Here is a 22,965-nt window from a genome sequence, read left to right as displayed (position 1 = left end):
TCAGCCCGCCGGCCTACTTTGCGCGGGTGGCGGCCCACTGCCGAAACCCATCAGCGATCTCCGCAGCGTGAGTGTGATGGAGGTAGTGCTCTCCCGGGAGCGGCACCACTGTGCCATCGATGACGCTCGAGGCCTGCCTCTGATGCAACCCCAGCCACTCCGGTGTCTTCGTATTTTCCGACACCACGAACAGCAGCAGGGGCAGCTCCTTTGCGAAGCCGGTCCCCAGCGCGTGCTCGAAGTTGGCGCGGATGTGGGTCATCTCGTTCAGATATGTGGAGGAAAGGGAGTTCCGCTGCGTCAGCATCTGCATCTGCTCGCGTGCCTGATTTGAGTAGGCGTCGCCATACCCGTCGCTGGCTGCGGACACCAGGCGGAGAAGCCCCAGGCTCTTCGCAGCGGACAGGAGACCGGTGGGGAACTGGGTGTCCATGCCGGGTTGCCCGGGAACGCTCGAGTCAATGCCGACGAACGCCGTCACCTCCTCCGGATAGCTGGCGGCATACTCAATGCCGTAGATCCCGGCGATGGAGTGCCCCATCAGGATGTACCGGTCAACGTTGAGCGTCTCAAGTGCCGAGTGGACCTCCGAAACAATATTTTCAGTGGTTCTCTCCCGCTCGGTTCCATCACTCAAGCCGTACCCAAACGGTTCCACCACAATCACCCGGTGGTCCTGGGCGAGGTTATCCACCAACGGTTGAAAGTCGAGGAAAGGAGAAGACGTACCAAATCCCGGCAACAGGACAATGTCCTCCCCCTCGCCGTTGACCACCACATTCATCAAGCCGCCTGCGACTTCCACCTTCTGCCCATACGACACAACACGGTGGCTTTCCGATTCAGCCGCCACCACGTTCACCACGGTTGTAGTGGCCAAACCCACCGCCAGCACGGCACCTACTGCGGTGACCGACACGAGCATTTTCCTTACAGACCTCTTCAAACCTGCCTCTCCCAAGGCGCACGATGCGCCCATGCCTTCAGCCTCGTCCTTAGCGGGACTCCGCGCGTCACCCCTGAGTAGTCACCTGTGTACCGCGTTGGTGGTACAGGCGAATCGTCCTCAGGATGAAACGTCCACGGACGCTGCCTCGCAATACTGGGAGGGTGCCGCCACATCGCCCTCCCGGAGTCACCACGCACCTGAGCGACGTCATCGTGGTCGCTGTCGTTGTGCTCTTTGCCGTCCTGCCGTTTCCCGACCACGTCTTCCGGGCACGCGGAGCACTGCTCTTGATAGCGATCTTGCCGGTCGTGGCGATGCCGTTCCGTCGTCATTGGCCGCTGGCAACGCTCGGGATCAGCCTTGCCTGCAGCGTGATCGTCGCAGTTGCAGGCATGCTGGCACCCAGCACTCTGATTGCCGCTGTGATCGCGGCCTATTCAGTGACAAGCAGGACCCGCCGCGTCGCTGGGACTGTTGCTGTGGCTCTGGCCGCGCTCCTCGTGTTCCTCGTCAGCGCACTCCCGCTGGGCGATTTCTTTGACTCCCGAGCGCTGCAGTTCGTCGCCTTCATCGTTCTGGCCGGAGCCATGGGCGACGCCGCCAGATCGCGGCGTGAGTACATCGCCGCCGTGACGGAACGGGCCGAACGCGCTGAGCGCGGTAAAGATGAAGAAGCACGACGGCGGGTGGCTGAGGAACGCGTCCGCATCGCCAGGGACCTCCACGACGTTGTGGCCCACCAAATCTCGGTCATCAGCCTGAGCGCCGGCGTCGCATCCTCCTCCCTCGCAACCCGGCCCGAACGGGCACAGGAGGCGCTGACCACCATCCGCAGTGCGTCGCGCACAGTACTTGCCGACATCGGGTCGCTGATGTCCTTGCTGCGCACCGAGGATGCAAACGATGGTCGTGACCTCCTCCCCCAAGCAGGGTTGACTCAGCTCGACGAGCTCATGGCACGCTTCGATCAAGCGGGACTGCAGGTGGAACTGCATCAGGGGACAGGCATTCCGGCACTCTCACCGGCCAGCGACCACGTTGCCTATCTGGCTTTGCAGGAGGGACTCACGAACGCTCACAAGCACGGAGCAGGCGGGCAAACCGCCGTCGTCATTTGCTCCAGCGAAGGCGACATTATCCTGACAGTCACCAATAGGCTTCGTGCGGGGGATGCGGGAACTGTGGCCAGCGGACATGGGCTGCGTGGGTTGCGCGAACGGGTTGCCGCCGTACGGGGCACAGTGGAAACAGCAAGTGTCAACGGCGAATTCCGACTCGTGGTGACGGTGCCGTCAAGCGTGAAGGGAGCACTCCGATGATCAGTGTCTTGGTAGTGGATGACCAGCCCCTGGTACGCCAGGCCGTGCGCGACATTCTGTCCGACAGTGGCGGGATCCGGGTGGTGCGCGAGGCATCGAATGGCAGGGAAGCTGTCCGCGCCGCCGCCGAAGCAGCCCCCGACGTCGTTGTCATGGATATTCGGATGCCGGAAATGGACGGCATAGCAGCCACCTCGGAGATCATCGCGGGTCCATCCGCCCGGACGCCGCGGGTGCTCATCCTCACCACCTTTGAGGAGGACGAATACATCGTGGCCGCCCTCCGTGCCGGTGCGAGTGGATTCATTGGAAAAGGGGCGGAGCCGGAGGACATCGTGCGCGCCGTGAGAACCATCCATTCAGGTGAATCGCTGCTCTCCCCCGTTGCGACGCGGGCACTCATTGAACGATTCGTGGAGCCCCTTCCACTGGCATCTGTATGGGAAGACAGGAGCCTCTCACGCTTGACCGAGCGGGAGCGGGAGGTGCTGGTTCTGGTGGCCCGGGGACTGACGAACCGGGAGATCGCAGCCAGCTTGGTCATTTCCCCGCATACGGCAAAAACGCACGTCAACCGGATCATGACCAAAGCGGATGCCCGGGACCGGGCCCACCTGGTGATCCTGGCTTACGAATCGGGTCTGGTTTCCGCAGGGTTTTGAGCAGCGCAGACAAAAGACCTAGGTAGCCAGGCGGCCAGCCGCCGTCGACGCTTGGCTTTTCAGCCGTTGGCACTAGTCGCGGCGAGGAACCGGCTGCGGCGGGACGGCAGGGTCTGACGCCGGTATACAGAACCTCAGTCCGTCGCCCCAAAATCCGTTGTTGGTGCAGTACAGGGGCACCTCTTCGTTGACGACATGAAGCGTGGGATTCCGCATGCGTTTGGACACACTGAAGGTAAGTTCCACTGTGCCGTCAGGGGACTTGCAGCTGTAGGCGCCGTTCCACGGGCTCACGTCTTCGCAGGTGTTGAGTTCCCTCGATACGCCGTCCCGGTCCACGTACTCCCAGGTCCTGTCCGTCTTCTCGCCCACCTGAATGACGGAATTTGGAACGGACCGGGCATAGTCACGGGTAAATGACCGCTCGTCGCAGCCCGCGGCTGTGAGCGTGAGCAACGCAAGCAGGGCGAAGCCTACTTTTGTTACACGACGCATTCCGGTGTCCCCCATCAGCTGAACTCTGCAAAGCCTATCCATATGCTGGCCTGAAGAGCGCCTCGCCCGTGCGCGGGGTCAGAACCCCTTGGGCACGGGGGCGTAACAGTCCCTTTGGAACCGTCACTGATTTAGTAAGGTTACTTATCTTCCTGTACTATCTGTTCCCATGAACAGCCCGGCAAAGCCCCCGACGTCAAAACTCAAGCAGTCGATTACCGGCCCGCTGCTTTTCCTCTTTATCCTCGGCGACGTTTTGGGCGCGGGCATCTACGCCTTGGTGGGGAAGGTTGCGGGCGAAGTGGGAGGTGCTGTCTGGATTCCCCTGGCGCTGGCCCTGTTCCTGGCCATGCTCACCGCCGCCTCCTACGCGGAGCTCGTGACAAAGTACCCGAAGGCCGGCGGGGCGGCAGTCTTTGCTGAGCGGGCTTTCAAAGTCCCCCTGGTTTCGTTCCTGGTGGGCTTCAGCATGTTGGCTGCCGGAGTGACCAGCGCGGCCGGTTTGAGCCTCGCCTTTGCCGGGGACTACCTCAAGCCACTCTTGGACGTTCCCGTCACTCCCACAGCACTGGTGTTCCTGCTGCTGATCGCACTCCTGAACGCACGCGGGGTCAAGGAATCCGTGAGGGCAAACGTGGTCATGACCGTCATTGAGGTATCAGGCCTGGTGTTGGTGATCGTCTTGGTTGGCCTGATGTTCGGCCGCGGAGACGGCGATGCTTCCCGCGTTCTTGAGTTCAACCCCGCGGTGTCGCCCGGAGCAGGAATCCTCGCTGCATCCCTGCTGGCGTACTACTCGTTCGTGGGCTTTGAAACCTCTGCCAACGTTGCCGAAGAGGTCCGGGACGTCCACCGCGTCTACCCCAAAGCACTGTTCGGGGCGTTGTTGACCGCCGGAGCCATCTACATTCTCATCGGTTTGGCCTCATCCATTGCCTTGTCGCCCAGTGATTTGAGCAGTTCTTCAGGTCCCTTGCTGCAAGTTGTCCAAGCCACTGGTTTTGGAGTTCCGGACTGGCTCTTCGGCCTGGTCGCACTCATTGCCGTAGCCAACGGCGCCCTGCTGACAATGATCATGGCCAGTCGCCTGGCCTTTGGAATGGCGGAACAATCATTGCTTCCCACAGGCTTGGGGAAGGTCCTCCCCCAACGGCGTACCCCGTGGGTAGCCATTCTGGTGACCACGTTGGCGGCAATGCTACTGACCGCCACCGGCGACCTCGGCTCCCTCGCCGAAACGGTGGTCCTGCTTCTCCTGTTCGTCTTCATCAGCACCAACGTGGCCGTCCTGGTGCTGCGCAAAGACACAGTGGAACACCAGCACTTCCGCGTCCCAGTGGTGATTCCATGCTTGGCATTGGCCTCCTGTGTTCTCCTGCTGTTCCAGCAAGGCCCGGAAATCTGGTTGCGAGCAGCCATCCTCTTGGCAATCGGGCTCGTCCTCTTTTTCGTTACGCGCTGGATTCAGGGGCGCCAACGGACAGGCCTGCCCGCGGCCAACGAACGTCCCGAGGCGCAATTTGCAGAGTCCAAGAAGGGCAAGGAGGCTGGAAGCCCATAGGCTGTGGAACTGTACTTGCCACAACCTCGAGGAGCCTAGTGAACATCGACATCCCCTGGAACCGCGGCGAGTGGACCAACCAGCCGGCAGCCGTCGTCGAGCAGGCAGGTGACCTGCTGGTGACTGCAGCCGAAAGCAGCGACGCTTGGCGCGTCACGTCCTATGGATTTATCCACGACACAGAGCACGCGCTGCTTGCCCCTTTTCCCCAGGACAGCGCCATGGAGGTTGAGTTCACCGCCGCGTTTTCCCAGCAGTTCGACCAAGCTGGCATCTTCGTCCGTGTCAGCGCCGAGCACTGGATCAAGGCGGGCGTCGAATTCGCCGACGGCGCCGCTCAGCTGGGTGCGGTGGTTACGGACCGCTTCTCTGACTGGTCCTTGGCACCGGTCCCGGAATGGAACGGCGGGCGGGTCCGCATGAGGGTCAGCCGTTCGGGCGATGCCCTGACCATCCGGGCGGCTTCAGCCGACAACGAACTCCAGTTGGTCCGGGTGGTGCCGTTGGCGCCGGACGTGGTGGCCGTCGCCGGGCCTTTCACCTGCGCACCAACACGCGCAGGGTTGACCGTACCCTTTCACTCCTGGCGGGCTACGCCAGCGGACAGCCAACTCCACTGATGCCAACAGAGCGGAACGAGGTTGCGGGTCCCGTCGTTCATGAGATTATGGAGTTTCCTGCGGCCTGCCATTGAACAGTGCTGCAACTCAGTTGGCTCCAAAACAAGCCTGTGGGGGGCACATGACTGTGGAAGATACTGCGAGTCTCTGGCGTACTGACCCTACGACGTTCCGCGACGTGGCGATCAACCGCCAATCGGTGGAAGCTGCGTTGGCTGGTGAATGTCCACCGGTGGAGCGCGTCCGGTACTTGGCGCTGTTGGGCCGGGACAATGAAGCCCTCGACGAAGGCTTCAAGCTGCTGCCCCACACGCCTGACCGCCGCGAGCTGTTGCTCATACTTGCGCAGGTCAATCAACGCCAGTACCGCTGGCACGACGCAGCCGTTCTCCACGAAAAGGCGCTGCGAACAGTCCAGTCACCGGAAGAAGAGGCCTACGTTCGCCACCACATCGGCCGACGCCTTTTCGACGAAGCCCGTTTCCGTGCCGCTGCCGATGAGTTTCAGTGGGCAGCGGACCTCTACCGGGTCGCCGGCCAGCCTGAACTTGCCGAAGATAACCGCCAAGCCATGCGGCACGCCCTGCAGGTGCACGGTGCCGAGCGGGCCGTGGGACGTTCTGCATTCGACCTCTCCTGAACCCAACGGCGAGTCCCGCCGTCGCACGCCCACTGCAACGCAACCCCAGCTCAGCACCGTCCTGATGTAACCTAGTAAGGAAGCTGACTATTCTGGAGAGCCTGGGGGCCTGAATGCCTGACATGGACCGATGGCCAACCAGCCGGCTGCTGTCCACGGCGGCACGACTGGTGGAGCTGGCCTGGAACGATGAGTTGCGGCCTCTGGGGCTGACCTATCCGGCAGTATTGACGCTGGAAGCCGTAGCGACGGCAGGGCCTATCGCCCCCGGGAAACTTGCCCAAAGCGTCCGCGTTCAAGCGCAAACCATGGGACCGCTGCTGTCCAGGCTGGAATCCCGGGGCTATATCCACCGACAGCCCAATCTCTTCGACCGCCGCAGCCAACTGGTATCGATTACCGATCTGGGGTTGGCGCTGCTGGAACAATCCCACCATTTGGAGAACGATGTTCTGTCCGCCATCATGTCGGACTCGGGGAGCTTGCGCGAAGAGTTACTGGCAATCGTTCGCCACTCCAACTTCAGCTGAGAGTTAGGCAGTCCCACGTAGACGGAAGTCATCCATCAGGGCAGTATGGAGTTATCCGCTGATGAAGCCCGGCGTCCCAAGGAGAAAACTCTCTCTCCACCACCACACCGGGCCGGCCGCATTATTGGTGACACCCGGGCGAACCAAAAGGACACCATGAGTGATCTTCGAATCGGCGACACCCTTCCAATAGATCTCCTGAGCTTCAGGGCCACAGAATGCCTGGTATCAACACGTGCTCCAGAAGCAGAGGACGTCTGCATCCTTGATGCAGGGCATACCGGGCAACATCTCGCGGCAGGCGCAGACATGGTGGTTCGAGCCGCCTGGAGCTAGCCCCTAGGTGCCGCAGAAGGTTCGGTAGGGTCCGAAGCTCTCCGGCGCCGGCAGTGCGTACTCTTCCAGGCCGGGACGTTCGGTCCAAGGGTCGGAGACGGCTGTAAGCAAGCGCTCTACCGGTCCCATCTCTCCCTCAGTTGCGGCAGCGAGCGCCTCCTCCACCAAGTGGTTGCGTGGAATATAGACAGGGTTGATGCTGTCCATGGCATCGGCGTCCGGCGTGAGTGCACGCCAACGCTCCAGCCATGCGTCAAACGCTGCCAGGTCAAGAACGGTCCCGCGGGCGGGCTCAACCTGCCCTCGGGCCGCTTTGCCGAGGTTGCGGAAAAACGAGGTGTAATCCGCGCGCGCCTCCTGGACCAGCTCCAGCAAATCATCCACCAAGGGTGAGGCAACGTCGTCGTCAATGTTCTCCGGCAGCCCAAGCTTGGCTTTCATGCCGTTGAACCAGGCAGCGCTGTACTGCTGGCGGAACCCGTTAAGCGCCTCGACGGCGAGGGCCACTGCCTGCTCCTCATCCTCGTGGATGAGCGGCGCGATCGACTCGGCGAAACGGGCCAGGTTCCACTCCGCCACAACGGGCTGGCTACGGTAGGCGTAGCGTCCCATCTCGTCAATGGAGCTGTACACGGCTCCCGGATCAAAGCCTTCCAAAAAGGCGCATGGACCATAATCGATGGTTTCGCCGGACACTGTCATGTTGTCCGTGTTCATGACCCCATGCACAAACCCGACCAGCATCCACTTCGCCATCAGGGTCGCCTGGACCGAAATGACGCCCCTGAGGAGGCCAAGGTAGCGGTTGCTTTCACCGGCCGCCGACGGGTGGTGGCGCTCGATCGCATGGTCAGCAAGCCGGCGAAGCAAATTCAGGTCATCCGTGGCTCTGGCATATTGGAAACTGCCCACCCGCAAGTGGCTGCTGGCCACCCGCGTCAGAACCGCCCCAGGGAGGAGCGTCTCACGCTGAACCTGACGCCCTGTCCCGACGACGGCAAGGCTCCTGGTGGTGGGAATGCGCAAGGCATGCATCGCCTCGCTGAGGATGTATTCCCGCAGCATCGGCCCAACGGCCGCCCGGCCGTCCCCATTCCGCGCGAAGGGCGTCCGCCCCGAGCCCTTCAGGTGGATGTCGTGGAGTTTCCCGTCAGCTCCGGCAACCTCGCCGAGCAGGAGCGCCCGCCCATCGCCAAGACGCGGTGAATACCAGCCGAACTGGTGGCCCGAGTAGGCCTGTGCCACCGGAGTTGCCTCCTCCGGGACCGCATTACCGATCAACAGCCCAATACCCTCGGGGCTCCGGAGGAACGCAGGATCAAGACCCAGCTCGACGGCGAGTGGCTCGTTGAGTGCCAAAAGCTGCGGTTCGGGAGCCGCCTCCGCCCGCCAGGGAACAGCGAGCTCGGGGAAGTCCCGGGCGAAGTGCCCCTCGAAAGCGATGGTGGAACGCGCTATGTCACTCATCACTCAAGGATATAGATGCTGCTGCCGGCGCGAAATGACGGTACGGTCCGGCTAGCATGTGAACCACTGCCTGTGGCAGGAGATCCATTGGGGACTTGGGCTTTGCCTCACATCTGGTTTTGCCACGCGCGTCACGTTTTGCATTTGGATGTCACTCATAGGAGTGACGGGTACACCCCGCTTGGCTGTTTTTGCCCCCTGACCGAAGGATCAAGCATGCGAGTTCGCGACAACCTGAAAAATGTACGACGCGGCCGACGCCGACTTAGTACCTTACTGGCGGTGCTGACATTGAGCGTTGGTTCAGTGATGGGTTCTGCCCCGGCATCGGTGGCCTACGACTCAGGCGATTTTCATGTCTATACTCACGTGCAGAACGTCGGGTGGACGAGTAACAGCGGAACGGCCGGGCAAGGGCTACGGCTTGAAGCAATCCGTGTGTATCAGGTGAACACGCGTCAGTTTTGCGGTCGGGCGCACGTTGCCACACTGGGGTGGCAGGCGGTCCAGTGCACTTCAACCAGTAACAGACAGATCATACTCGGGACCCAGGGGCGGAGCCTGGCGATTGAAGCGGTGGAGCTCTGGACCCCGGGCTACAACCTCGGGGCAACGGCGCACGTCCAGAACATCGGCTGGATCCAGAAGGCAACCTCATACGCCGGACAGCACGTCACAATCGGTACAACCGGCCAGGGTCTCCGGATGGAAGCTTTCGTGTTTGCTATAAAGTGAGCCTTCCTCCGCCACGCGGCAACCGGGTGTCGGCGAAGTCAGTGCATGAAACCGCTGCCGTCCCAGTCGCGATCATATTTACCGCACCTGGTGCAGCGCCTGTAACGCCCGCTGCCATCCTCTGCTGACTCCACATGCCAGTGGTGGTGGAGGTTCAGTTTGCACATCAACTTCTGGAGCATGGCCATCTCCGTTCGAAGCACGCTCGGACTGCACTGCGCATTCAATGCGTGTCCTCAAAGTTTAAACCGCTGATGCCTGCGGCGGCAGTACTCGTTGTGGGTCAGCCCCGCATCGGTCCATCGAACGAAGCGCTGTTGCTGCCCTGCGGCACCATGACATGCACGGCGTTCCGCTGAACACTGAATTCGGTGGGAGTTACCGCTGCGATTTCGCCGTCGAGGTTCACGGACATGGGCGGCTCCGTGACCAAACGGACCTTTCGGGTCGCCAGGTGGTGAACCCGATCGTGATCAATAAAGCTGCCATCCTTGAGTAACCGTGCAATCTTGACGTGCTCTTTAAGCGGTGCCGCCAGGATCGCGTAGACATCCAGAGTGTGATCGTCGATCCCCGCCATCGGAGCAACCATGTTCCCGCCGCCGTAGTGCTTGCCGTTGCCCACTGCCACCTGAAGCACGTGGTCGAGGTCCATCGGCTCGTGATCGCCGTCCGGGAATTCCAGGCGAGCCCGGAAAGGTCGGTGCCGGGTGTAAGCCCGGATGGTCGCGATGCCGTAGGCCAAAGGCCCCATGTGCCGCTTCAGGCGAGGACTAAGAGCTTCCGTGACACCCACCGACAGCCCCACCGACGCTACGTTGAGGAACGGTTCGCCATTGGCCCGTCCAAGGTCAATGTCCACCACCTTTCCATCCGCGATAACGGCGCAGGCCTCAGCAAGCCCACTCGGTATCTCAAGCGTTCGGGCCAGATCATTGGCCGTACCCAATGGAAGGACACCGAGTATGACGTCCGTCCCGGCAAGGAGTCCGGCAGCAGAGGTCACGGTGCCGTCACCACCACCCACAACCACCAGGTCATGTCCTTCTGAAATCACTTGGCGCAGGGCATCGAACAATCCCGCGCCCGAGGTCACCGGATGCACGGAACGGACTGGCACGCCGGACTTCTTCATTGCGTCCACGGCCAGTTGGCTCGCTGCAGCCCCGCGACGTGATGCCGCATTAATCACCACGGCCGCTGAGCGCACTTGTTGAGGAGCCATCATGTGACCAATGCTAGGCCGAACTACCTTGGAGGAACCTGCGGCTACCCCTTGAAAACCGGCGCCCGTTTCTCCTGGAACGCCCGGAAGCCCTCCGCGTAGTCGTCGGTCTTGCACAGCCGTGCCTGCTCGGCGTTTTCCTCGGTCATTGAAGCCCAGAGGCCCAGGCGCTGATCGCGGATGTGGGCCACGAGTTCCTTCGACGCATTGAAAGCTTCAGTGGCGCCGACGGCCACCCGCGCAACAATCTCCCGCGTCTCGTCCAGCAAAACATCGGCTGGCATGGCACGGCTGAACATCCCCTGCGCCACGGCTTCGGCTCCGGACATGAGGTCGGCCGTGTAGATCAGGTCCAGCGTGCGGTGCATGCCCAGGCGCTCGGTGAAGTACCAGTGCCCGCCCGAGTCCAACGTGGCCCCCAGCTTGGCAAAGGGTGAGCCGAACTTGGCATTCTCCGCCACGTACACGACGTCAGTGGCCAGCAACAGCCCCAGCCCAACGCCCAGGCAAGCACCATGTGCGGCTGCAAACGTGGGTGCCGGGAAGGCCGCCATCTTCTTCAACAGCGGTTCCACGAGGCCGCCGAGGTAAGCCTGTGCGTCATCGGTTTCGGGCGTAACGGCAGCAATGTCACGGCCGGCGCAGAAGGCACGACCCTCACCGCGAAGAAGCAGCGCCCGCACCTCACCACGTGAGGCGGCGGCAGCAGCGTCGTCGTACGCCTTATCCAGGCCGGCCAGCGCGTCCTCGTTAAGCGAGTTCAGCTTTTCGGGGGCATTGAGGACAATTTCGGCAATGCCGTTGGCAATGGAGAGCTCGATCATGGGACTCCTTAGACGTCGAAGTCGACGGTAACTTCTTCGCTGGTGGGGTGGGACTGGCAGGTGAGGACGTAGCCCCTATCCAGCTCGTCCTGTTCAAGGGCGTAGTTCTCATCCATGGTCACCGTACCGGTGATCAGCTTGGCGCGGCAGGTGCCGCAGACACCACCGGCGCATGCGAACGGAACGTCCGGGCGGACACGCAAAGCGGCGTTGAGGATGGATTCGCGGGCATGGGTGGGACTGGCGACGTCGCCGGTCAGACCATCCAGGGTGAAGGTGATCTTGTACGTATCCTGCGACTCGTCCTCCACAACGGGGCGGCCGGCGTTGCCCTCGGGGCGGTCCGGACGGCCAGTGGTGAACAGCTCGAAGCGAACGTGCTCGGGCTCGACGCCACGGGCAGCCAAGGTGTCGCGGCACAGCTGAACGAGCTCGAACGGCCCGCACAGGAACCACTCGTCCACATCCTCGGCGCGGATGGCACTGCTGAGCAGCGCCTGCAGCTTCTCGGAATCAATGCGTCCGGTCATCAGCGGCGCAATGCGTTGCTCGCGGGACAGCACGTGGTGCAGCGCCAGGCGTGATGGGTACTTGTCCTTCAGGTCTGCCAGCTCCTCCAGGAACATGACGTCCATGGCAGCCTTATTGGCGTAAACCAGGTCAAACGTTGTTTCAGGATTGGCCGCCAGCAGCGTGCGCGCAATCGCGATGACCGGGGTAATCCCGGAGCCAGCGGCGATCGCCACGAAGTTGCCCGGCTCTCCTGCCAGTTCCTCCGGGTGGTTCATGGAGTTCATGACGTTGTGCTGAACGGCTGAGCCGTCCTTGCCGTGCCGCGAAATGAACGCACCCTGCGGGCTCATCACGTCCAGAACGTCACCGGCCTTCAGCTCGGCATTGGCCCACGTCGAAAAGACGCCGCCGAGGTCTTTCTTGATGGCTACGCGGATTTCGCTGCTGCCGTCCTCGAAGCTGCGCGGCTCTGCGCAAATCGAGTAGCTGCGCCGGACCTCGTGCGGCTCACCGTTCTCATCCGGCAGTGAGGTGCGCAGGGCCACGTACTGACCGGGAAGGTAGTCGTACTGCCCGGCCAGCTCGGCTGGCACACCGAACGAGACTTCAATGGCATCGTCCGTGAGGCGCCGGACTTCCGAGACGGTCAGGTTATGGAAAGACGCACGACGGCGGCTGGCTGTCTGGGTTTCGGTGGTCATGGAGTTCCTTAGAGGACTTTGAAGTAGTCGAACGGTTCCTTGCAGTCCTGGCAGACAAACAGCGCCTTACAGGATGTGGAACCAAAGCGGGTGAGTTCCTTGGTGTTCAACGACGAACACTGCGGGCATTTCACGGCCAGGCTCAGGCGGACAGGACCGGAATGGCCACCCGCGGCAGCCATACCGCTGGGCGGGGCAATCCCGTATTCCTCCAGCTTGGCCTTGCCGGAATCCGTCATCCAGTCAGTGGTCCACGCCGGGGACAACACCAGGTTGATGCGCACGCTCGCGTAGCCCTCCTTCTCGAAGGCTGTCCGCAGGTCGTCGCCAATGGCGTCCATCGCCGGGCAGCCCGAGTACGTGGGCGTGATGGTGACCTCGACGGCGCTACCCGACGTGCCGCCGTCGTGCTGGTCTGTTGTTTCGGCCGCCTGGACAACCCGGACGCCGCGCAGGATCCCCAAGTCCTCAATGGTGAGGACAGGGATCTCCGGATCGCAGACCGTGGACGCGATGTCCCAGGCCCGCTGTTCAGCGGTCTTTGACTGCGTCCCTGACAAGGCGGTCATGCCGGTCACCAACTCGCGCCCGGGTGTTCGCGGGCCAGGACCTGCATTTCAGCGAGGATGTAGCCCAGGAACTCGGAGTGCTTGCCACGGCGACCGCCGCCCAGGGCCTGCGGGACGCCGGGAATGTCCAGCTCCGCTTCGGCCATGATCCCGCCAGTGAGGCGATCGAACCCAGCACGGAGGGTGGAGGGCTGAACGGTCACTCCGGCCTCGGCCAGTCGGGTGGTCAGCTCGTCGTCTTCGAAGAGTTCGTCCACGTAAGGCCACACAAGCTTGAAGCCCTGGATGATGCGTGCGCGGGACTCATCTGTGCCGCCGGCAAGGCGAAGCACCCACTGCGCGCTGTGATCGCGGTGGTAATCCACTTCCTTCACGGCCTTCGCGGAGATGGCTGCGAGGGTGGGATCGCTAGATGCCGCAAGCGCCGTGTAGAGCTCGTACTGGTAGTAGCTCACAATGAACTGCCGGGCGATGGTGACTGCGAAGTCGCCGTTGGGCTGCTCAAAGAGGTGCGCGGAACGGAACTCGTGCTCGCGGCGGAAGTACGCCAGATCGTCCTCGGACTTGCCCCACGCGGCGCCGGCATAAGTCAGGAAAGAGCGTGCGTGGCCCAACTGGTCAAGCGCAATATTGCCCAGCGCAATGTCTTCCTCGAGCTCAGGGGCACGGGAAATCCAGTGGCCCAGACGCTGGGCGAGGATCAGGCCGTCGTCGCCGATGCGCAGGGCGAACTCTGCAACATCCTCGGTGGGCTTGACCTGTCCCCGGCTGATCTCGAGCGCGATGTCCTCCGGGCGCAGTGCGTTGCCCGGCGTGATGCGGGTGGCGCTGGCCGAACCGTCGCCGGAGGCACCGGCACCGTGGACGCCGACGGAAATGTCGCCGTGGCCATCGATGGCGAAGTCAGTGTCTTTTGTATTCACAGGTGCTTCACGCCTTCGCTCTTGGTGTAATACGTTGCGTGGCGGTAATCCTTGCCCTGCGGGGACTCGAAGAACGAGCCCTTGGAGTCAGGGTCGCTGGAGGAAATCGCCTCGGCCGGAACAACCCAGATGGAGACGCCTTCGTTGCGGCGGGTATAGAGATCGCGGGCGTTCCGGAGCGCCATGGCCGCATCCGGTGCGTGCAGGGAACCGGCATGCACGTGGGACAGGCCGCGGCTGGACCGCACGAAAACCTCCCACAGTGACCACGGCGTTTCTTCTGCGGCGCCACGCGGGGTGACGGCCGGGCCTGAGGCGGGTGCCGGCGTCGTGCTTTCAGCGTTGGTGGCCGCAACATTGGGGGCCTCGCGGGCGATTTCGCTGGCGGCGCTGGCCGGTGCTTCCGGGTTACCGTGGGGGCTCATGCTGCGTGTTCCTTCTGTGCTTGCTTACGGGCGTAGGCCACCGCGGCTTCGCGAACCCAGGCACCGTTTTCGTGGGCCTCTCGACGGCGCTCGACGCGCTGCGAGTTGCAGGGACCGCGGCCGGCAAGGACTTCCTTGAACTCGTTCCAGTCCAAAGGTCCGTGCTCCCACTTCTTGGTTTCTTCGTTGAAACGGATGTCCTTGTCGGGCAAGGTCAGGCCCAGGACCCGGACCTGCTCCACCATCATGCCGACAAACCGGCTGCGCAACTCGTCATTGCTGAAGCGCTTGATGTTCCACGCCATGGACTGCTTCGAGTTGGGTGAATCGTCATCCGGTGGGCCGAACATCATAAGCGACGGCGCGTACCAGCGGTTCACTGCGTCCTGGGCCATCTGCTTCTGCGCAGGCGTACCGTTGGCGAGCTCCAGCAGGATCTCGAAACCCTGGCGCTGGTGGAACGATTCTTCCTTGCAGATGCGCACCATTGCGCGACCGTAAGGACCGTAGGAGGCGCGGCACAGGGGCACCTGGTTGCAGATGGCAGCACCATCAACAAGCCAACCGATGGCTCCCATGTCCGCCCAGGAAATCGTGGGGTAGTTAAAGATGGACGAGTACCGTGCCTTGCCGGCAATCAGGTCTTCCATCATCTGGTCCCGGGACTGGCCCAGGGTCTCGGCGGCCGAGTACAGGTACAGGCCGTGGCCGGCCTCGTCCTGGACCTTGGCCATGAGGATGGACTTGCGCTTCAGGCTTGGTGCCCTGGTGATCCAGTTGGCTTCCGGCTGCATGCCGATGATTTCCGAGTGTGCGTGCTGCGAGATCTGGCGCAGCAAAGTCTTGCGGTAAGCCGCCGGCATCCAGTCGCGAGGTTCAATGCGCGAGTCCTCCGAAATGATGCGATCAAAATACGCCTGTCCGGCTGCCTCCCGCTCCTGCTCTTCCGGGGACAGCTCAGCGGGCACTGACTGCAGATTCTGCGATGCCATGGTTGCTCCTAATAAATTACCGACCGTTCGTTCAGAATATGCGGAGTGGGCGTTTTCAGTCAAGGTCCCGGTTCCTTTACCTCCACCTCACTTTCCGTTCACGGGTGCTGACAAGAGTGGACTGCATGACTGACCTCACACGCCGCACCCTCGTCAAGACATCCCTCACCGGCATGGCCCTGGCCGGCCTTGCCACCAACGCGGCTCCCGCCACCGCCGCGCCATCCGCTGTACCGCTGGTCCGCAAGCGGCTGACGCTCCCTACCGGCATTGCAACGGGCGACGTCACCACCGATTCCGCCGTCCTCTGGTCCCGCGCATCAGGCCCGGGCCGGCTGACGGCCCTGCTGCAGGCAGTGGACAAGTCCGGCGAAATCCTGCGCGGCCGCTACGGTTTCAGCCGCACCATCCGCGGCCCCCTCGCCACCGAAGCCAGCGACTTCACGGCCAAAATCCACGCCACAGGGCTCCCCGCCGGCACCCGATTCGCGCTGGAGCTGAACTTCGAGGACGAGAACGGAGCCGGCGAAGCAGTGCGCGGCACGTTCAGCACAGCGCCCGGAAAGCACGACGACGGCCCGAAAGACGAGCGCGGAGGCGGCAGGCCGTCGTCGTCCTCGCAGTCCTTCGTCTGGACAGGCGATACCGCCGGCCAAGGCTGGGGCATCAACGAGGACCTCGGCGGGATGCGCGGCTACAAGGCCATGCATGCCACCGGCCCGGACTTTTTCATCCACTCGGGGGACACCATCTACGCCGACGGCCCCATCGCGGCCACGGTCACGGAAAAGGACGGCCAAGTGTGGCGGAACATCGTCACCGAGGAAGTCGCCAAGGTAGCCGAGACCCTCAAGGAGTACCGCGGCCGCCACCGGTACAACTCCCTTGATGCCAACATGCGCGCCATGTTCGCCGACGTCCCCGTGATTGCACAGTGGGACGACCACGAAACCACCAACAACTGGTACCCCGGTGAAATCCTGGACGACCCCCGCTACACCGAACGGAACGTCAACGTCCTCGCCGCCAGGGGCCGCCAGGCGTGGCAGGAGAACATGCCGATCGCCGATGCAGCGGCGCTTTGGCGCCCAGGAAAGGTCGACGACGCCGGGCAGTACCAGCCGGCGCGCATCTACCGGAAGATTTCGCGCGGACCGCAACTGGACATCTTCTGCCTGGACATGCGGACCTTCAAATCGCCCAACACCGACGGCAAGGAACCCTACGCCACCAACATCCTGGGCCAGGAGCAAGTGGACTGGCTGATCAAAGAAGTCCGGAAATCCAAGGCGACCTGGAAAGTGATCGCCGCAGACCTGCCACTGGGCATCATCGTGCCCGACGGCGCCGTGAACCAGGAAAGCCTGGCCAACCGGGATCACGGCGCTCCCCTGGGCCGCGAACTGGAGATCGCCGGCGTGCTTTCAGCGTTCAAGAAGTACGGGGTCAAGAACACGGTATGGCTGACCGCTGACGTGCACTACTGCGCGGCGCACCACTACTCCCCGGAGCGGGCCTCCTTCACGGACTTCGACCCGTTCTGGGAGTTCGTGGCCGGGCCGATCAACGCAGGCTCATTCGGCCCGAGCGAAATGGACGGGACCTTCGGGCCCGAGGTGTTGTTCGCCAAGGCAGGGCGCTTCCCGGGCGAGTCACCGCGCAATGGCGAGAACCAGTACTTCGGCCATGTGGATCTGGCGGCCGACGGCTTGTTTACTGTGAGCCTCCGTAACGCCAACGGTGCGGTTCTGTATTCAAAGGCGCTTACTCCGGAGCGCTGAGCAGGGAATCTTCCTTGGCGGAGCCCCGGTCGAATTTCCCGTGACCGGGGCTCACCTCGCATTATGCTCATCCAATACCGCAATTGGATGAGAGCCAGCAGCGGGCTTAACTGTGCCAAAACTTTTTGAGCTCAAGCCGCTTGTTTTCCGGTTGATAGAATCAACGTTGCTGATGCCGACACCGAGGAACACATGACACTCCCAACAGATACCGACAATTCACCTGAAGCCTCCCCTTCCGGACGTCGAAAGAGTGGCAAGAAAACCGGACGAAACGTACTCCTCGGCTTCGCCGCCGCGGTACTGGTGGTCGGCCTGGTGGCCGGAGCTTACATATTCAATCTGGCCCAGACCTTCAATTCCGGGACCACCAAGATCGATGTCGCATTTCCGGACGAGTCCACCCGACCCCAAAAATCCGAACCCATTAACGGTACATCTGCGATGAATATCCTCGTCATGGGCAGCGACACCCGGGGCTCCTCCGAGGTAGACGTGGAAACCGACGCTTCCACCGATCAACGCGCTGACACCTTGATGCTGGTGCACATCCCTGCTGATCGAAAGAACGTCTACGCCGTGTCCCTGATGCGGGATCTTTGGGTTGATATTCCGGGGAAGGGCGAATCCAAAATCAACGCGGCCCTTGCCTACGGCGGCGTCCCACTGATGGTTCAGACAGTGGAATCCCTCTTTCAGCAACGCATCGACCACGTGGCAATGGTGGACTTCGAAGGCTTCAAGGGCCTCACAGACGCCCTCGGCGGAGTGGAAATCGACGTCAAGATTCCTTTCTCACCCAACTCCGGCCCCATGAAGGGCCATGTCTATGAAGCCGGCCCACAGACGTTCAATGGCGATGAAGCACTCGCCTTTGTCCGCGAACGGAAGTCCTTCAGCGACGGGGACTACCAGCGGGTGCGGAACCAGCAGGCCTACCTCAAAGCGATCATCAGCAAGACCATAGCCAGGGAGACCCTGACCAACCCGATCACGATCAACAACATGGTCTCCTCAGTGTCACCCTTCATCAGCGTAGACAAGAGCCTGGATGCGGCCGCAATCGGAAGCCTTGCCCTGGGAATGAAAGACATCCGGGCCTCCGACACCGTGATGTTCACCCTCCCGACGCTGGGAACGGGCACCTCTGCCGATGGTCAATCCATTGTTGTAGCGGACACCACCGCAATCTCTGACATCGCATCAGCGCTGGCCAAGGACCAGTTGGGCCAGTACGTGACGGCGCACGGCCTCGAAAAGGGCAACTGACCAGTCGGGATTCACCGTAATCGACGCAAAAAGTACCATTGATTGCGCAATATGGACCTTATCAGCAGCCTTTGAATGCGCTATTATTGTTATTTTCTGCGCGCAATAGACCTTCCCAGCAACCTTGCAATTCATGGCTTGGGGTAAATCACGCAGTGGGCATCTGCCGTAATTTGAGATGCATCTAAAGTCCCTTTACGATTACTTTGAAACGTCAAGTCACACCGCCTGGTGTTACGACGCATTCAACTTTGTTCGCTCCGCAGGGGGCGTTGGGGGCATGGCTATGGGGGCTGGTTCGTGAATAAAACTGTTGTGTTGTGGTACGGGGTATCACGGATCACCACAAGGAAACTCCGCGCTGCCACTCTGTTCTTGAGCTGACCGCAATGACTGCCTTTGTTTCTGCCTCCCGCGACGTCGCTTTCGCTGCGGGCTCTACATGGTTGCGAACCCAAAGCATCAAGATGAGATTCCTTGATCTTGCCTGCGTTGTCATAGCTGTAGGTGGAGCCCATCTGCTGCGGTTCGGCACCGAAGATGTGACCGTTGCCGGCGGAGACGCGGAGCTGTCGTACTCGACGCTCTCCGTTGTCCTCATTCTCACGTGGACTGCCGCGTTGGAGTTCGGCGGCACGAGGGACCGCAAAGTCCTCGGCACCGGAACTGATGAGTATAAGCGGGTCGCCGTATCATCACTGTGGCTCTTCGGATGCCTGGCAGTCGTCTCCTACGTCTTCCAACTCCAAACGGCACGGGGATACGTTTCAGTGGCTCTCCCCCTTGGCGTCGTGCTGCTCCTCTTGGTCCGGTTCGCCCAACGGCGGACCCTGCACCGAAGCCGGCTTGAGGGCCGGAATCTTCACAAAGTGCTCCTGATCGGTGCGTCCAACAACGTCAATCACTTGTCAGACAAGCTGAATCAGCACATAGTGTCCGGGTACAAACCCGTTGCAGCCCTCCTCACCGAACCAGGGTCGACGGCCAGAACAAATTTGCCCGTCCTTGGCTCCTCTCCCAGCGTGGACATGGTCCTCGACTCCATCGGTGAGTCCGGAGCAGACACAGTGGCGGTCTGCGGCGGGGCACACTTGGACCCTGCCTTCCTGCGGCAGCTGGGGTGGGCACTCTCCGCCCGCGACATCGGCATGATCGTAGCCCCTGCACTCACTGACATCTCTGGTCCCAGGATCCACATGCAGCCGGTAGCGGGGCTACCACTGATCCATGTCACAACACCGAAGCTCAGTGGCATGAAGGCGTTCGCAAAACGGGCTTTGGACGTTTGCCTTTCCTCCTTGTTGCTCCTGCTGCTCTCCGTGCCGATGCTGGTGATAGCCATCCTGGTCAAACTGGACAGCCCCGGGTCTGCCTTCTTCTTCCAAGAGCGGATCGGCAAAGGCGGCCAGTCCTTCAAAATGATCAAGTTCCGCTCGATGCGCAACAATGCTGAGACCTTGCTGGAGGCTTTCCAAGCCCAAAGCCAGGACAGCGTCATCTTCTTCAAGATGAAAGACGATCCCCGGGTCACCCGTTTGGGTGCATGGATTCGGCGATACTCCATCGACGAGCTGCCACAACTCCTCAACGTGCTCAACGGCACCATGAGCCTTGTTGGCCCGCGCCCACAGGTGGCCCGCGAGGTGGAAATGTATGACTTCGCCTCCGTCAGGCGCCTCTTGGTCAAGCCGGGCATGACCGGACTGTGGCAGGTGAGCGGCCGCAACGATCTTTCACTGGAAGAGTCCATCCGCCTGGATCTTTACTACGTTGAAAACTGGTCCTTGGCCCAGGACATCGTCATCCTCTTCCGGACGGCCAAGGCCGTGGTTGGGAAAGACGGAGCCTACTGACCCCGTGTTTCCATCAACGGTTGCTTCGACTCGACGTCGTCAGCCGCCAGCAGGGCGAAGAATGTCCAGATCGGCAAGAACGTCCATGACGACTGTGTGGAGACACCAAGGGCTGTGAAGACAGCCAGCATGCCCAGCAAGGATGCATTCCTGAAGTTTCGCCACAGAAGGACCAGAATAAGGAGTCCAAAGGCGATAAGAGCGACGTAGCCAAGTTCAGCCGCTACGTGGGCGTAGGCATTCTCTGCAATGGGACGCGTCTGGTCCGTGGAGTAAATCCACGGCAACTGACGGCCGCTGACATATTGATCGAAATAGGCGCCATAGCGTCCAGGACCCACTCCAAAAATGGGATTGTCGGAACTCATATCAAAGGAAATCTGGGATTTCACTCCGCGCAGGTTCAATGACGTTGTGGCGTATTGGTAGTCCGGAGCAAATTCGGTAAAACCGATCTTTGCCAGCTGCCTGCCAAGGGTGGTCCTCAGGCTGTCAGAAAAAAGCAGCGCCAAAACCCCAACCAGTGCCGTCGCGATCAAGGGAACCAGCACCTTGGAAAACTTGAGGATGACTATCATCGCAATTCCAACAGCAAGTCCTGCATAAGCCGTGGTCGATTGCGAATACAGAATTGACAGGGCCGCAACCACCGCAGCCAGGTAGCTTCTGTTGTACAGGGCCACCAAAATTGCTGCCCCGGCGAAGAAGCCCAGGTGTTGCCCCTCCAGGAAGGGTCCTGAACGAAGGGTCTCCACCGTGTCATCGACGCCCAGTGTCCGGAAGCCAAGGGTGCCGATCAGTTGGGTGTTTCCGGACAGGGCTGAGGCCCACTGCATCAGGACTGCCGATCCGCAGAGCCAGATCGATGCGACGATCGCCCGCACGGTCCTTTGTCGATCCACACGCCGGAGGACAGACCAGTAGCACAGCGCCAGAAGAGCGTATCCGCTGTACAGAAGGAGATCGGTTTCGTAGCCCCTGTCATAGCCAACCGATCTGAGGCCACCGCTGCCGGGGGTGAAATTGACCAAGGCAGAGAAGACGGTCGCAATGGCAAGGACAGCCACGGCCACACTGGCGAGGTCCCGTTTTCTCCTCATGGATCTCCGGCCAAGCACATACGTGGCGATGCCCATGATCCCGAAAATTTCACTGATCTTGAGGGGGAAACCCACCGGCACGGTCAGTGCATACTGGAACGGCATGAAGACAACGCTGAGCAGCATGAAGCGCTGGAACCACGGCCCTGTGGTCAGTATCTCCCCAAGAGTCTCCGGCTTGGATCTCGGAAGCACTGGTGGCTTTTCCGGTGAGGCGTCCGTGCCCTTCGCCGCGATGTTCGTGCTCACAGCGCCCGCACCGTAACTGATCTGATTCCGCATACAATCGCCCCTGAATTCCTTCGGCCCCCATGACCGATCATTCGCCCTGCGTTCCCGCAAACTTCACTCGTTCAACACCCTCTCCTACCAACGGAAGAGCTTCGCAATCCGCCGGAACCTGGCGCCGACGAGACTTGGTGTGGAACGTCCCGCCCGGCCGTCGGAAGCTGCCAGGACCTCAGCCTGGGGCCATACCGCACGCCTGATGAAAAGCAGGCGTTCTTCGGCTGGAAGGGAGCGGAAGATCATCCAGTAGGCCCGCCACCAGCCTTTGCTTTCCCGCCATTTCCAGTTCAGGGGAACTTCGTGATCAACCCGAAGATGGGCCGTTGGGAAGGCAAGCCGCAGGGCGGGCTCGAGGACGGCTGAAGCCTTCACGCTGTTGGCAAACTGCAGCACCTTTTCTCCCCCGAGCCTCAGCGTTTCAGCGTGCTCTCCAGCTCCCACCGCCGTTTTCCCATGCCTTGCTTCCGGCCGGAGATCGTGGAGGGCGAAGATGACTGCGTGTGCCGGGAGGTCGGGCGTCAGCATCGGTACCCCCGCGAACAGCGTGGCTTGAGAGCTTTCCCTCACCCTGCCGAAAACGGCAGCATCGTCTTCCGCGCATCCAGGAATGTGGCGATGCACGTCCAGCTCACAGCCCCACGACCCAGGTTCAAGGGCCACCGAATGGTTGAAGGAGAGCCCGGACCACTGGTCCGTCCTTCCGTTCCAACCCCATGCTTCGAGTGCGGAGCAAAGAACCTCAAGATGTGCGGGATCGGCCCAAACATCCACGTCACCGGAATGCTCCCTTTCCCGCAAGCCTTGGCGGTGGAGCATTGGCCCCTTAATGGATATGGCGTCAACTCCATGGTCGCGGGCCACGCTGGCAACCAAGGCGTAGACCATCTCATGGACGGGCGAGGACATCCACGGCACCCTGAGTTCGAGTATCCGTGCCGGATGTGATGGGTCCTCGGATGCGATGCCCGCCGCCGCGAACTCGCGGACCAAGGCCTGCTCAGCATCATCGAGGCCAGTGTCAGGCACCGGACCATCCATAAGCTTCCGCCAGAGGACGGCCGGCACGTCGGCCAAACCTATGGGTTCCGACGGCATTGTTGGCAAAAGCATCAGTTCAACGTCCGTCTGATTCTCGTGCCAGCCACGGAGGTCCAGTGCGCCATAGGCGATTGCTACCCAGCTCGTCAT

At 61.6% G+C, this 22,965-nt stretch carries 23 protein-coding genes; 11 read left to right on the top strand and 12 right to left on the bottom strand.

Annotated features, from left to right (window positions below):
• Positions 1-13: 13 nt before the first annotated feature.
• A complete protein-coding gene (locus WBN73_RS01010) occupies positions 14-925 on the bottom strand; it encodes an alpha/beta hydrolase (protein WP_337339251.1) in 912 nt (303 codons plus the stop codon).
• A 185-nt stretch (positions 926-1,110) separates the two neighbouring features.
• Between WBN73_RS01010 and WBN73_RS01005 the strand changes: the two genes are divergently transcribed.
• Positions 1,111-2,268, top strand: coding sequence for a sensor histidine kinase (locus WBN73_RS01005; RefSeq protein WP_337339250.1), 1,158 nt, complete (start codon positions 1,111-1,113; stop codon positions 2,266-2,268).
• On the top strand, positions 2,265-2,930 hold the full coding sequence (locus WBN73_RS01000; protein WP_337339249.1) for a response regulator transcription factor: 666 nt from the start codon (positions 2,265-2,267) through the stop codon (positions 2,928-2,930). Before WBN73_RS01005 ends, WBN73_RS01000 begins: the two co-directional genes overlap by 4 nt.
• Before the next feature lie 72 nt (positions 2,931-3,002).
• Here WBN73_RS01000 and WBN73_RS00995 read toward each other — a convergent pair whose 3' ends face one another.
• Positions 3,003-3,440 carry a hypothetical protein gene (locus WBN73_RS00995; protein WP_337339248.1) on the bottom strand — a complete coding sequence of 146 codons (438 nt, stop codon included), beginning with the start codon at positions 3,438-3,440 and terminating at the stop codon, positions 3,003-3,005.
• Positions 3,441-3,594: 154 nt separating this feature from the next.
• Here WBN73_RS00995 and WBN73_RS00990 point away from each other — a divergent pair, with 154 nt between their 5' ends.
• The 5 genes from WBN73_RS00990 (at position 3,595) to WBN73_RS00970 (ending at position 7,112) form a co-directional block, all read left to right on the top strand.
• On the top strand, positions 3,595-4,986 hold the full coding sequence (locus WBN73_RS00990; RefSeq protein WP_337339247.1) for an APC family permease: 1,392 nt from the start codon (positions 3,595-3,597) through the stop codon (positions 4,984-4,986).
• Between the two features lie 38 nt (positions 4,987-5,024).
• Positions 5,025-5,606 carry a DUF1349 domain-containing protein gene (locus WBN73_RS00985; RefSeq protein WP_280623389.1) on the top strand — a complete coding sequence of 194 codons (582 nt, stop codon included), beginning with the start codon at positions 5,025-5,027 and terminating at the stop codon, positions 5,604-5,606.
• Between the two features lie 121 nt (positions 5,607-5,727).
• Positions 5,728-6,246: a hypothetical protein gene (locus WBN73_RS00980; RefSeq protein ID WP_242703372.1), complete on the top strand. Its 519-nt coding sequence runs from the start codon at positions 5,728-5,730 to the stop codon at positions 6,244-6,246.
• A gap of 122 nt (positions 6,247-6,368) precedes the next feature.
• Positions 6,369-6,776 (top strand): MarR family winged helix-turn-helix transcriptional regulator, encoded by a 408-nt coding sequence (locus WBN73_RS00975; protein WP_337339246.1) that lies wholly within the window; start codon positions 6,369-6,371, stop codon positions 6,774-6,776.
• A 156-nt stretch (positions 6,777-6,932) separates the two neighbouring features.
• Positions 6,933-7,112: a hypothetical protein gene (locus WBN73_RS00970; protein WP_337339245.1), complete on the top strand. Its 180-nt coding sequence runs from the start codon at positions 6,933-6,935 to the stop codon at positions 7,110-7,112.
• Positions 7,113-7,115: 3 nt separating this feature from the next.
• On the opposite strand, the gene WBN73_RS00965 is transcribed toward WBN73_RS00970, so the two are convergent.
• Positions 7,116-8,579: a protein adenylyltransferase SelO gene (locus tag WBN73_RS00965; RefSeq protein WP_337339244.1), complete on the bottom strand. Its 1,464-nt coding sequence runs from the start codon at positions 8,577-8,579 to the stop codon at positions 7,116-7,118.
• Positions 8,580-8,594: 15 nt separating this feature from the next.
• Between WBN73_RS00965 and WBN73_RS21410 the strand changes: the two genes are divergently transcribed.
• Positions 8,595-9,314 carry a hypothetical protein gene (locus WBN73_RS21410; RefSeq protein WP_443193233.1) on the top strand — a complete coding sequence of 240 codons (720 nt, stop codon included), beginning with the start codon at positions 8,595-8,597 and terminating at the stop codon, positions 9,312-9,314.
• Between the two features lie 283 nt (positions 9,315-9,597).
• On the opposite strand, the gene WBN73_RS00960 is transcribed toward WBN73_RS21410, so the two are convergent.
• From WBN73_RS00960 to paaA, 7 genes are read right to left on the bottom strand one after another with little or no spacing between them, the layout of a single operon-like run.
• Positions 9,598-10,542 (bottom strand): lipid kinase, encoded by a 945-nt coding sequence (locus WBN73_RS00960; RefSeq protein WP_337339243.1) that lies wholly within the window; start codon positions 10,540-10,542, stop codon positions 9,598-9,600.
• Between the two features lie 41 nt (positions 10,543-10,583).
• The gene (locus WBN73_RS00955; protein ID WP_337339242.1) at positions 10,584-11,363 is read right to left on the bottom strand and encodes an enoyl-CoA hydratase/isomerase family protein; all 780 of its coding nucleotides are present in this window, start codon (positions 11,361-11,363) and stop codon (positions 10,584-10,586) included.
• Positions 11,364-11,371: 8 nt separating this feature from the next.
• A complete protein-coding gene (gene paaE / locus WBN73_RS00950; RefSeq protein WP_337339241.1) occupies positions 11,372-12,577 on the bottom strand; it encodes a 1,2-phenylacetyl-CoA epoxidase subunit PaaE in 1,206 nt (401 codons plus the stop codon).
• An 8-nt stretch (positions 12,578-12,585) separates the two neighbouring features.
• A complete protein-coding gene (paaD, locus tag WBN73_RS00945; RefSeq protein WP_337339240.1) occupies positions 12,586-13,146 on the bottom strand; it encodes a 1,2-phenylacetyl-CoA epoxidase subunit PaaD in 561 nt (186 codons plus the stop codon).
• Between the two features lie 5 nt (positions 13,147-13,151).
• Complete coding sequence (gene paaC / locus WBN73_RS00940) at positions 13,152-14,069, bottom strand: 1,2-phenylacetyl-CoA epoxidase subunit PaaC (RefSeq protein ID WP_207594427.1); 918 nt, start codon at positions 14,067-14,069, stop codon at positions 13,152-13,154.
• Complete coding sequence (paaB, locus tag WBN73_RS00935; RefSeq protein WP_337339239.1) at positions 14,066-14,494, bottom strand: 1,2-phenylacetyl-CoA epoxidase subunit PaaB; 429 nt, start codon at positions 14,492-14,494, stop codon at positions 14,066-14,068. The genes paaC and paaB overlap by 4 nt, the downstream gene beginning before the upstream one ends.
• Complete coding sequence (gene paaA / locus WBN73_RS00930; protein ID WP_011775851.1) at positions 14,491-15,486, bottom strand: 1,2-phenylacetyl-CoA epoxidase subunit PaaA; 996 nt, start codon at positions 15,484-15,486, stop codon at positions 14,491-14,493. Before paaA ends, paaB begins: the two co-directional genes overlap by 4 nt.
• 125 nt (positions 15,487-15,611) lie before the next feature.
• Between paaA and WBN73_RS00925 the strand changes: the two genes are divergently transcribed.
• The 3 genes from WBN73_RS00925 to WBN73_RS00915 all read left to right on the top strand — a co-directional run bounded on the left by WBN73_RS00925 (position 15,612) and on the right by WBN73_RS00915 (position 20,389).
• The gene (locus WBN73_RS00925) at positions 15,612-17,267 is read left to right on the top strand and encodes an alkaline phosphatase D family protein (protein ID WP_337339238.1); all 1,656 of its coding nucleotides are present in this window, start codon (positions 15,612-15,614) and stop codon (positions 17,265-17,267) included.
• A gap of 192 nt (positions 17,268-17,459) precedes the next feature.
• Complete coding sequence (locus tag WBN73_RS00920) at positions 17,460-18,536, top strand: LCP family protein (RefSeq protein WP_337339237.1); 1,077 nt, start codon at positions 17,460-17,462, stop codon at positions 18,534-18,536.
• A 389-nt stretch (positions 18,537-18,925) separates the two neighbouring features.
• Positions 18,926-20,389, top strand: a complete 1,464-nt coding sequence (locus WBN73_RS00915; RefSeq protein ID WP_280623399.1) for a sugar transferase — start codon at positions 18,926-18,928, stop codon at positions 20,387-20,389.
• Here WBN73_RS00915 and WBN73_RS00910 read toward each other — a convergent pair.
• Positions 20,383-21,738 (bottom strand): O-antigen ligase family protein, encoded by a 1,356-nt coding sequence (locus WBN73_RS00910; protein WP_337339236.1) that lies wholly within the window; start codon positions 21,736-21,738, stop codon positions 20,383-20,385. The two genes, WBN73_RS00915 and WBN73_RS00910, sit on opposite strands and share 7 nt — an antisense overlap.
• 117 nt (positions 21,739-21,855) lie before the next feature.
• Positions 21,856-22,965, bottom strand: coding sequence for a hypothetical protein (locus WBN73_RS00905; protein WP_280623401.1), 1,110 nt, complete (start codon positions 22,963-22,965; stop codon positions 21,856-21,858).

The sequence above is a fragment of the Paenarthrobacter sp. CCNWLY172 genome (assembly GCF_037402035.1).
Classification (GTDB): domain Bacteria; phylum Actinomycetota; class Actinomycetes; order Actinomycetales; family Micrococcaceae; genus Arthrobacter.
The sequence above is the reverse complement of the archived record's forward strand: the minus strand, read 5'-3'. Positions and strand labels throughout refer to the sequence as shown.

Coding starts and splice junctions, on each gene's coding strand:
- WBN73_RS01010 (WP_337339251.1), bottom strand. CDS start 925: ATGCTCGTGTCGGTCACCGCAGTAGGTGCCGTGCTGGCGGTGGGTTTG.
- WBN73_RS01000 (WP_337339249.1), top strand. CDS start 2,265: ATGATCAGTGTCTTGGTAGTGGATGACCAGCCCCTGGTACGCCAGGCC.
- WBN73_RS00995 (WP_337339248.1), bottom strand. CDS start 3,440: ATGGGGGACACCGGAATGCGTCGTGTAACAAAAGTAGGCTTCGCCCTG.
- WBN73_RS00990 (WP_337339247.1), top strand. CDS start 3,595: ATGAACAGCCCGGCAAAGCCCCCGACGTCAAAACTCAAGCAGTCGATT.
- WBN73_RS00980 (WP_242703372.1), top strand. CDS start 5,728: ATGACTGTGGAAGATACTGCGAGTCTCTGGCGTACTGACCCTACGACG.
- WBN73_RS00975 (WP_337339246.1), top strand. CDS start 6,369: ATGGACCGATGGCCAACCAGCCGGCTGCTGTCCACGGCGGCACGACTG.
- WBN73_RS00970 (WP_337339245.1), top strand. CDS start 6,933: ATGAGTGATCTTCGAATCGGCGACACCCTTCCAATAGATCTCCTGAGC.
- WBN73_RS00965 (WP_337339244.1), bottom strand. CDS start 8,579: ATGAGTGACATAGCGCGTTCCACCATCGCTTTCGAGGGGCACTTCGCC.
- WBN73_RS21410 (WP_443193233.1), top strand. CDS start 8,595: ATGCTGCTGCCGGCGCGAAATGACGGTACGGTCCGGCTAGCATGTGAA.
- WBN73_RS00960 (WP_337339243.1), bottom strand. CDS start 10,542: ATGATGGCTCCTCAACAAGTGCGCTCAGCGGCCGTGGTGATTAATGCG.
- WBN73_RS00955 (WP_337339242.1), bottom strand. CDS start 11,363: ATGATCGAGCTCTCCATTGCCAACGGCATTGCCGAAATTGTCCTCAAT.
- paaE (WP_337339241.1), bottom strand. CDS start 12,577: ATGACCACCGAAACCCAGACAGCCAGCCGCCGTCGTGCGTCTTTCCAT.
- paaD (WP_337339240.1), bottom strand. CDS start 13,146: ATGACCGCCTTGTCAGGGACGCAGTCAAAGACCGCTGAACAGCGGGCC.
- paaB (WP_337339239.1), bottom strand. CDS start 14,494: ATGAGCCCCCACGGTAACCCGGAAGCACCGGCCAGCGCCGCCAGCGAA.
- paaA (WP_011775851.1), bottom strand. CDS start 15,486: ATGGCATCGCAGAATCTGCAGTCAGTGCCCGCTGAGCTGTCCCCGGAA.
- WBN73_RS00925 (WP_337339238.1), top strand. CDS start 15,612: ATGACTGACCTCACACGCCGCACCCTCGTCAAGACATCCCTCACCGGC.
- WBN73_RS00920 (WP_337339237.1), top strand. CDS start 17,460: ATGACACTCCCAACAGATACCGACAATTCACCTGAAGCCTCCCCTTCC.
- WBN73_RS00915 (WP_280623399.1), top strand. CDS start 18,926: ATGACTGCCTTTGTTTCTGCCTCCCGCGACGTCGCTTTCGCTGCGGGC.
- WBN73_RS00905 (WP_280623401.1), bottom strand. CDS start 22,965: ATGACGAGCTGGGTAGCAATCGCCTATGGCGCACTGGACCTCCGTGGC.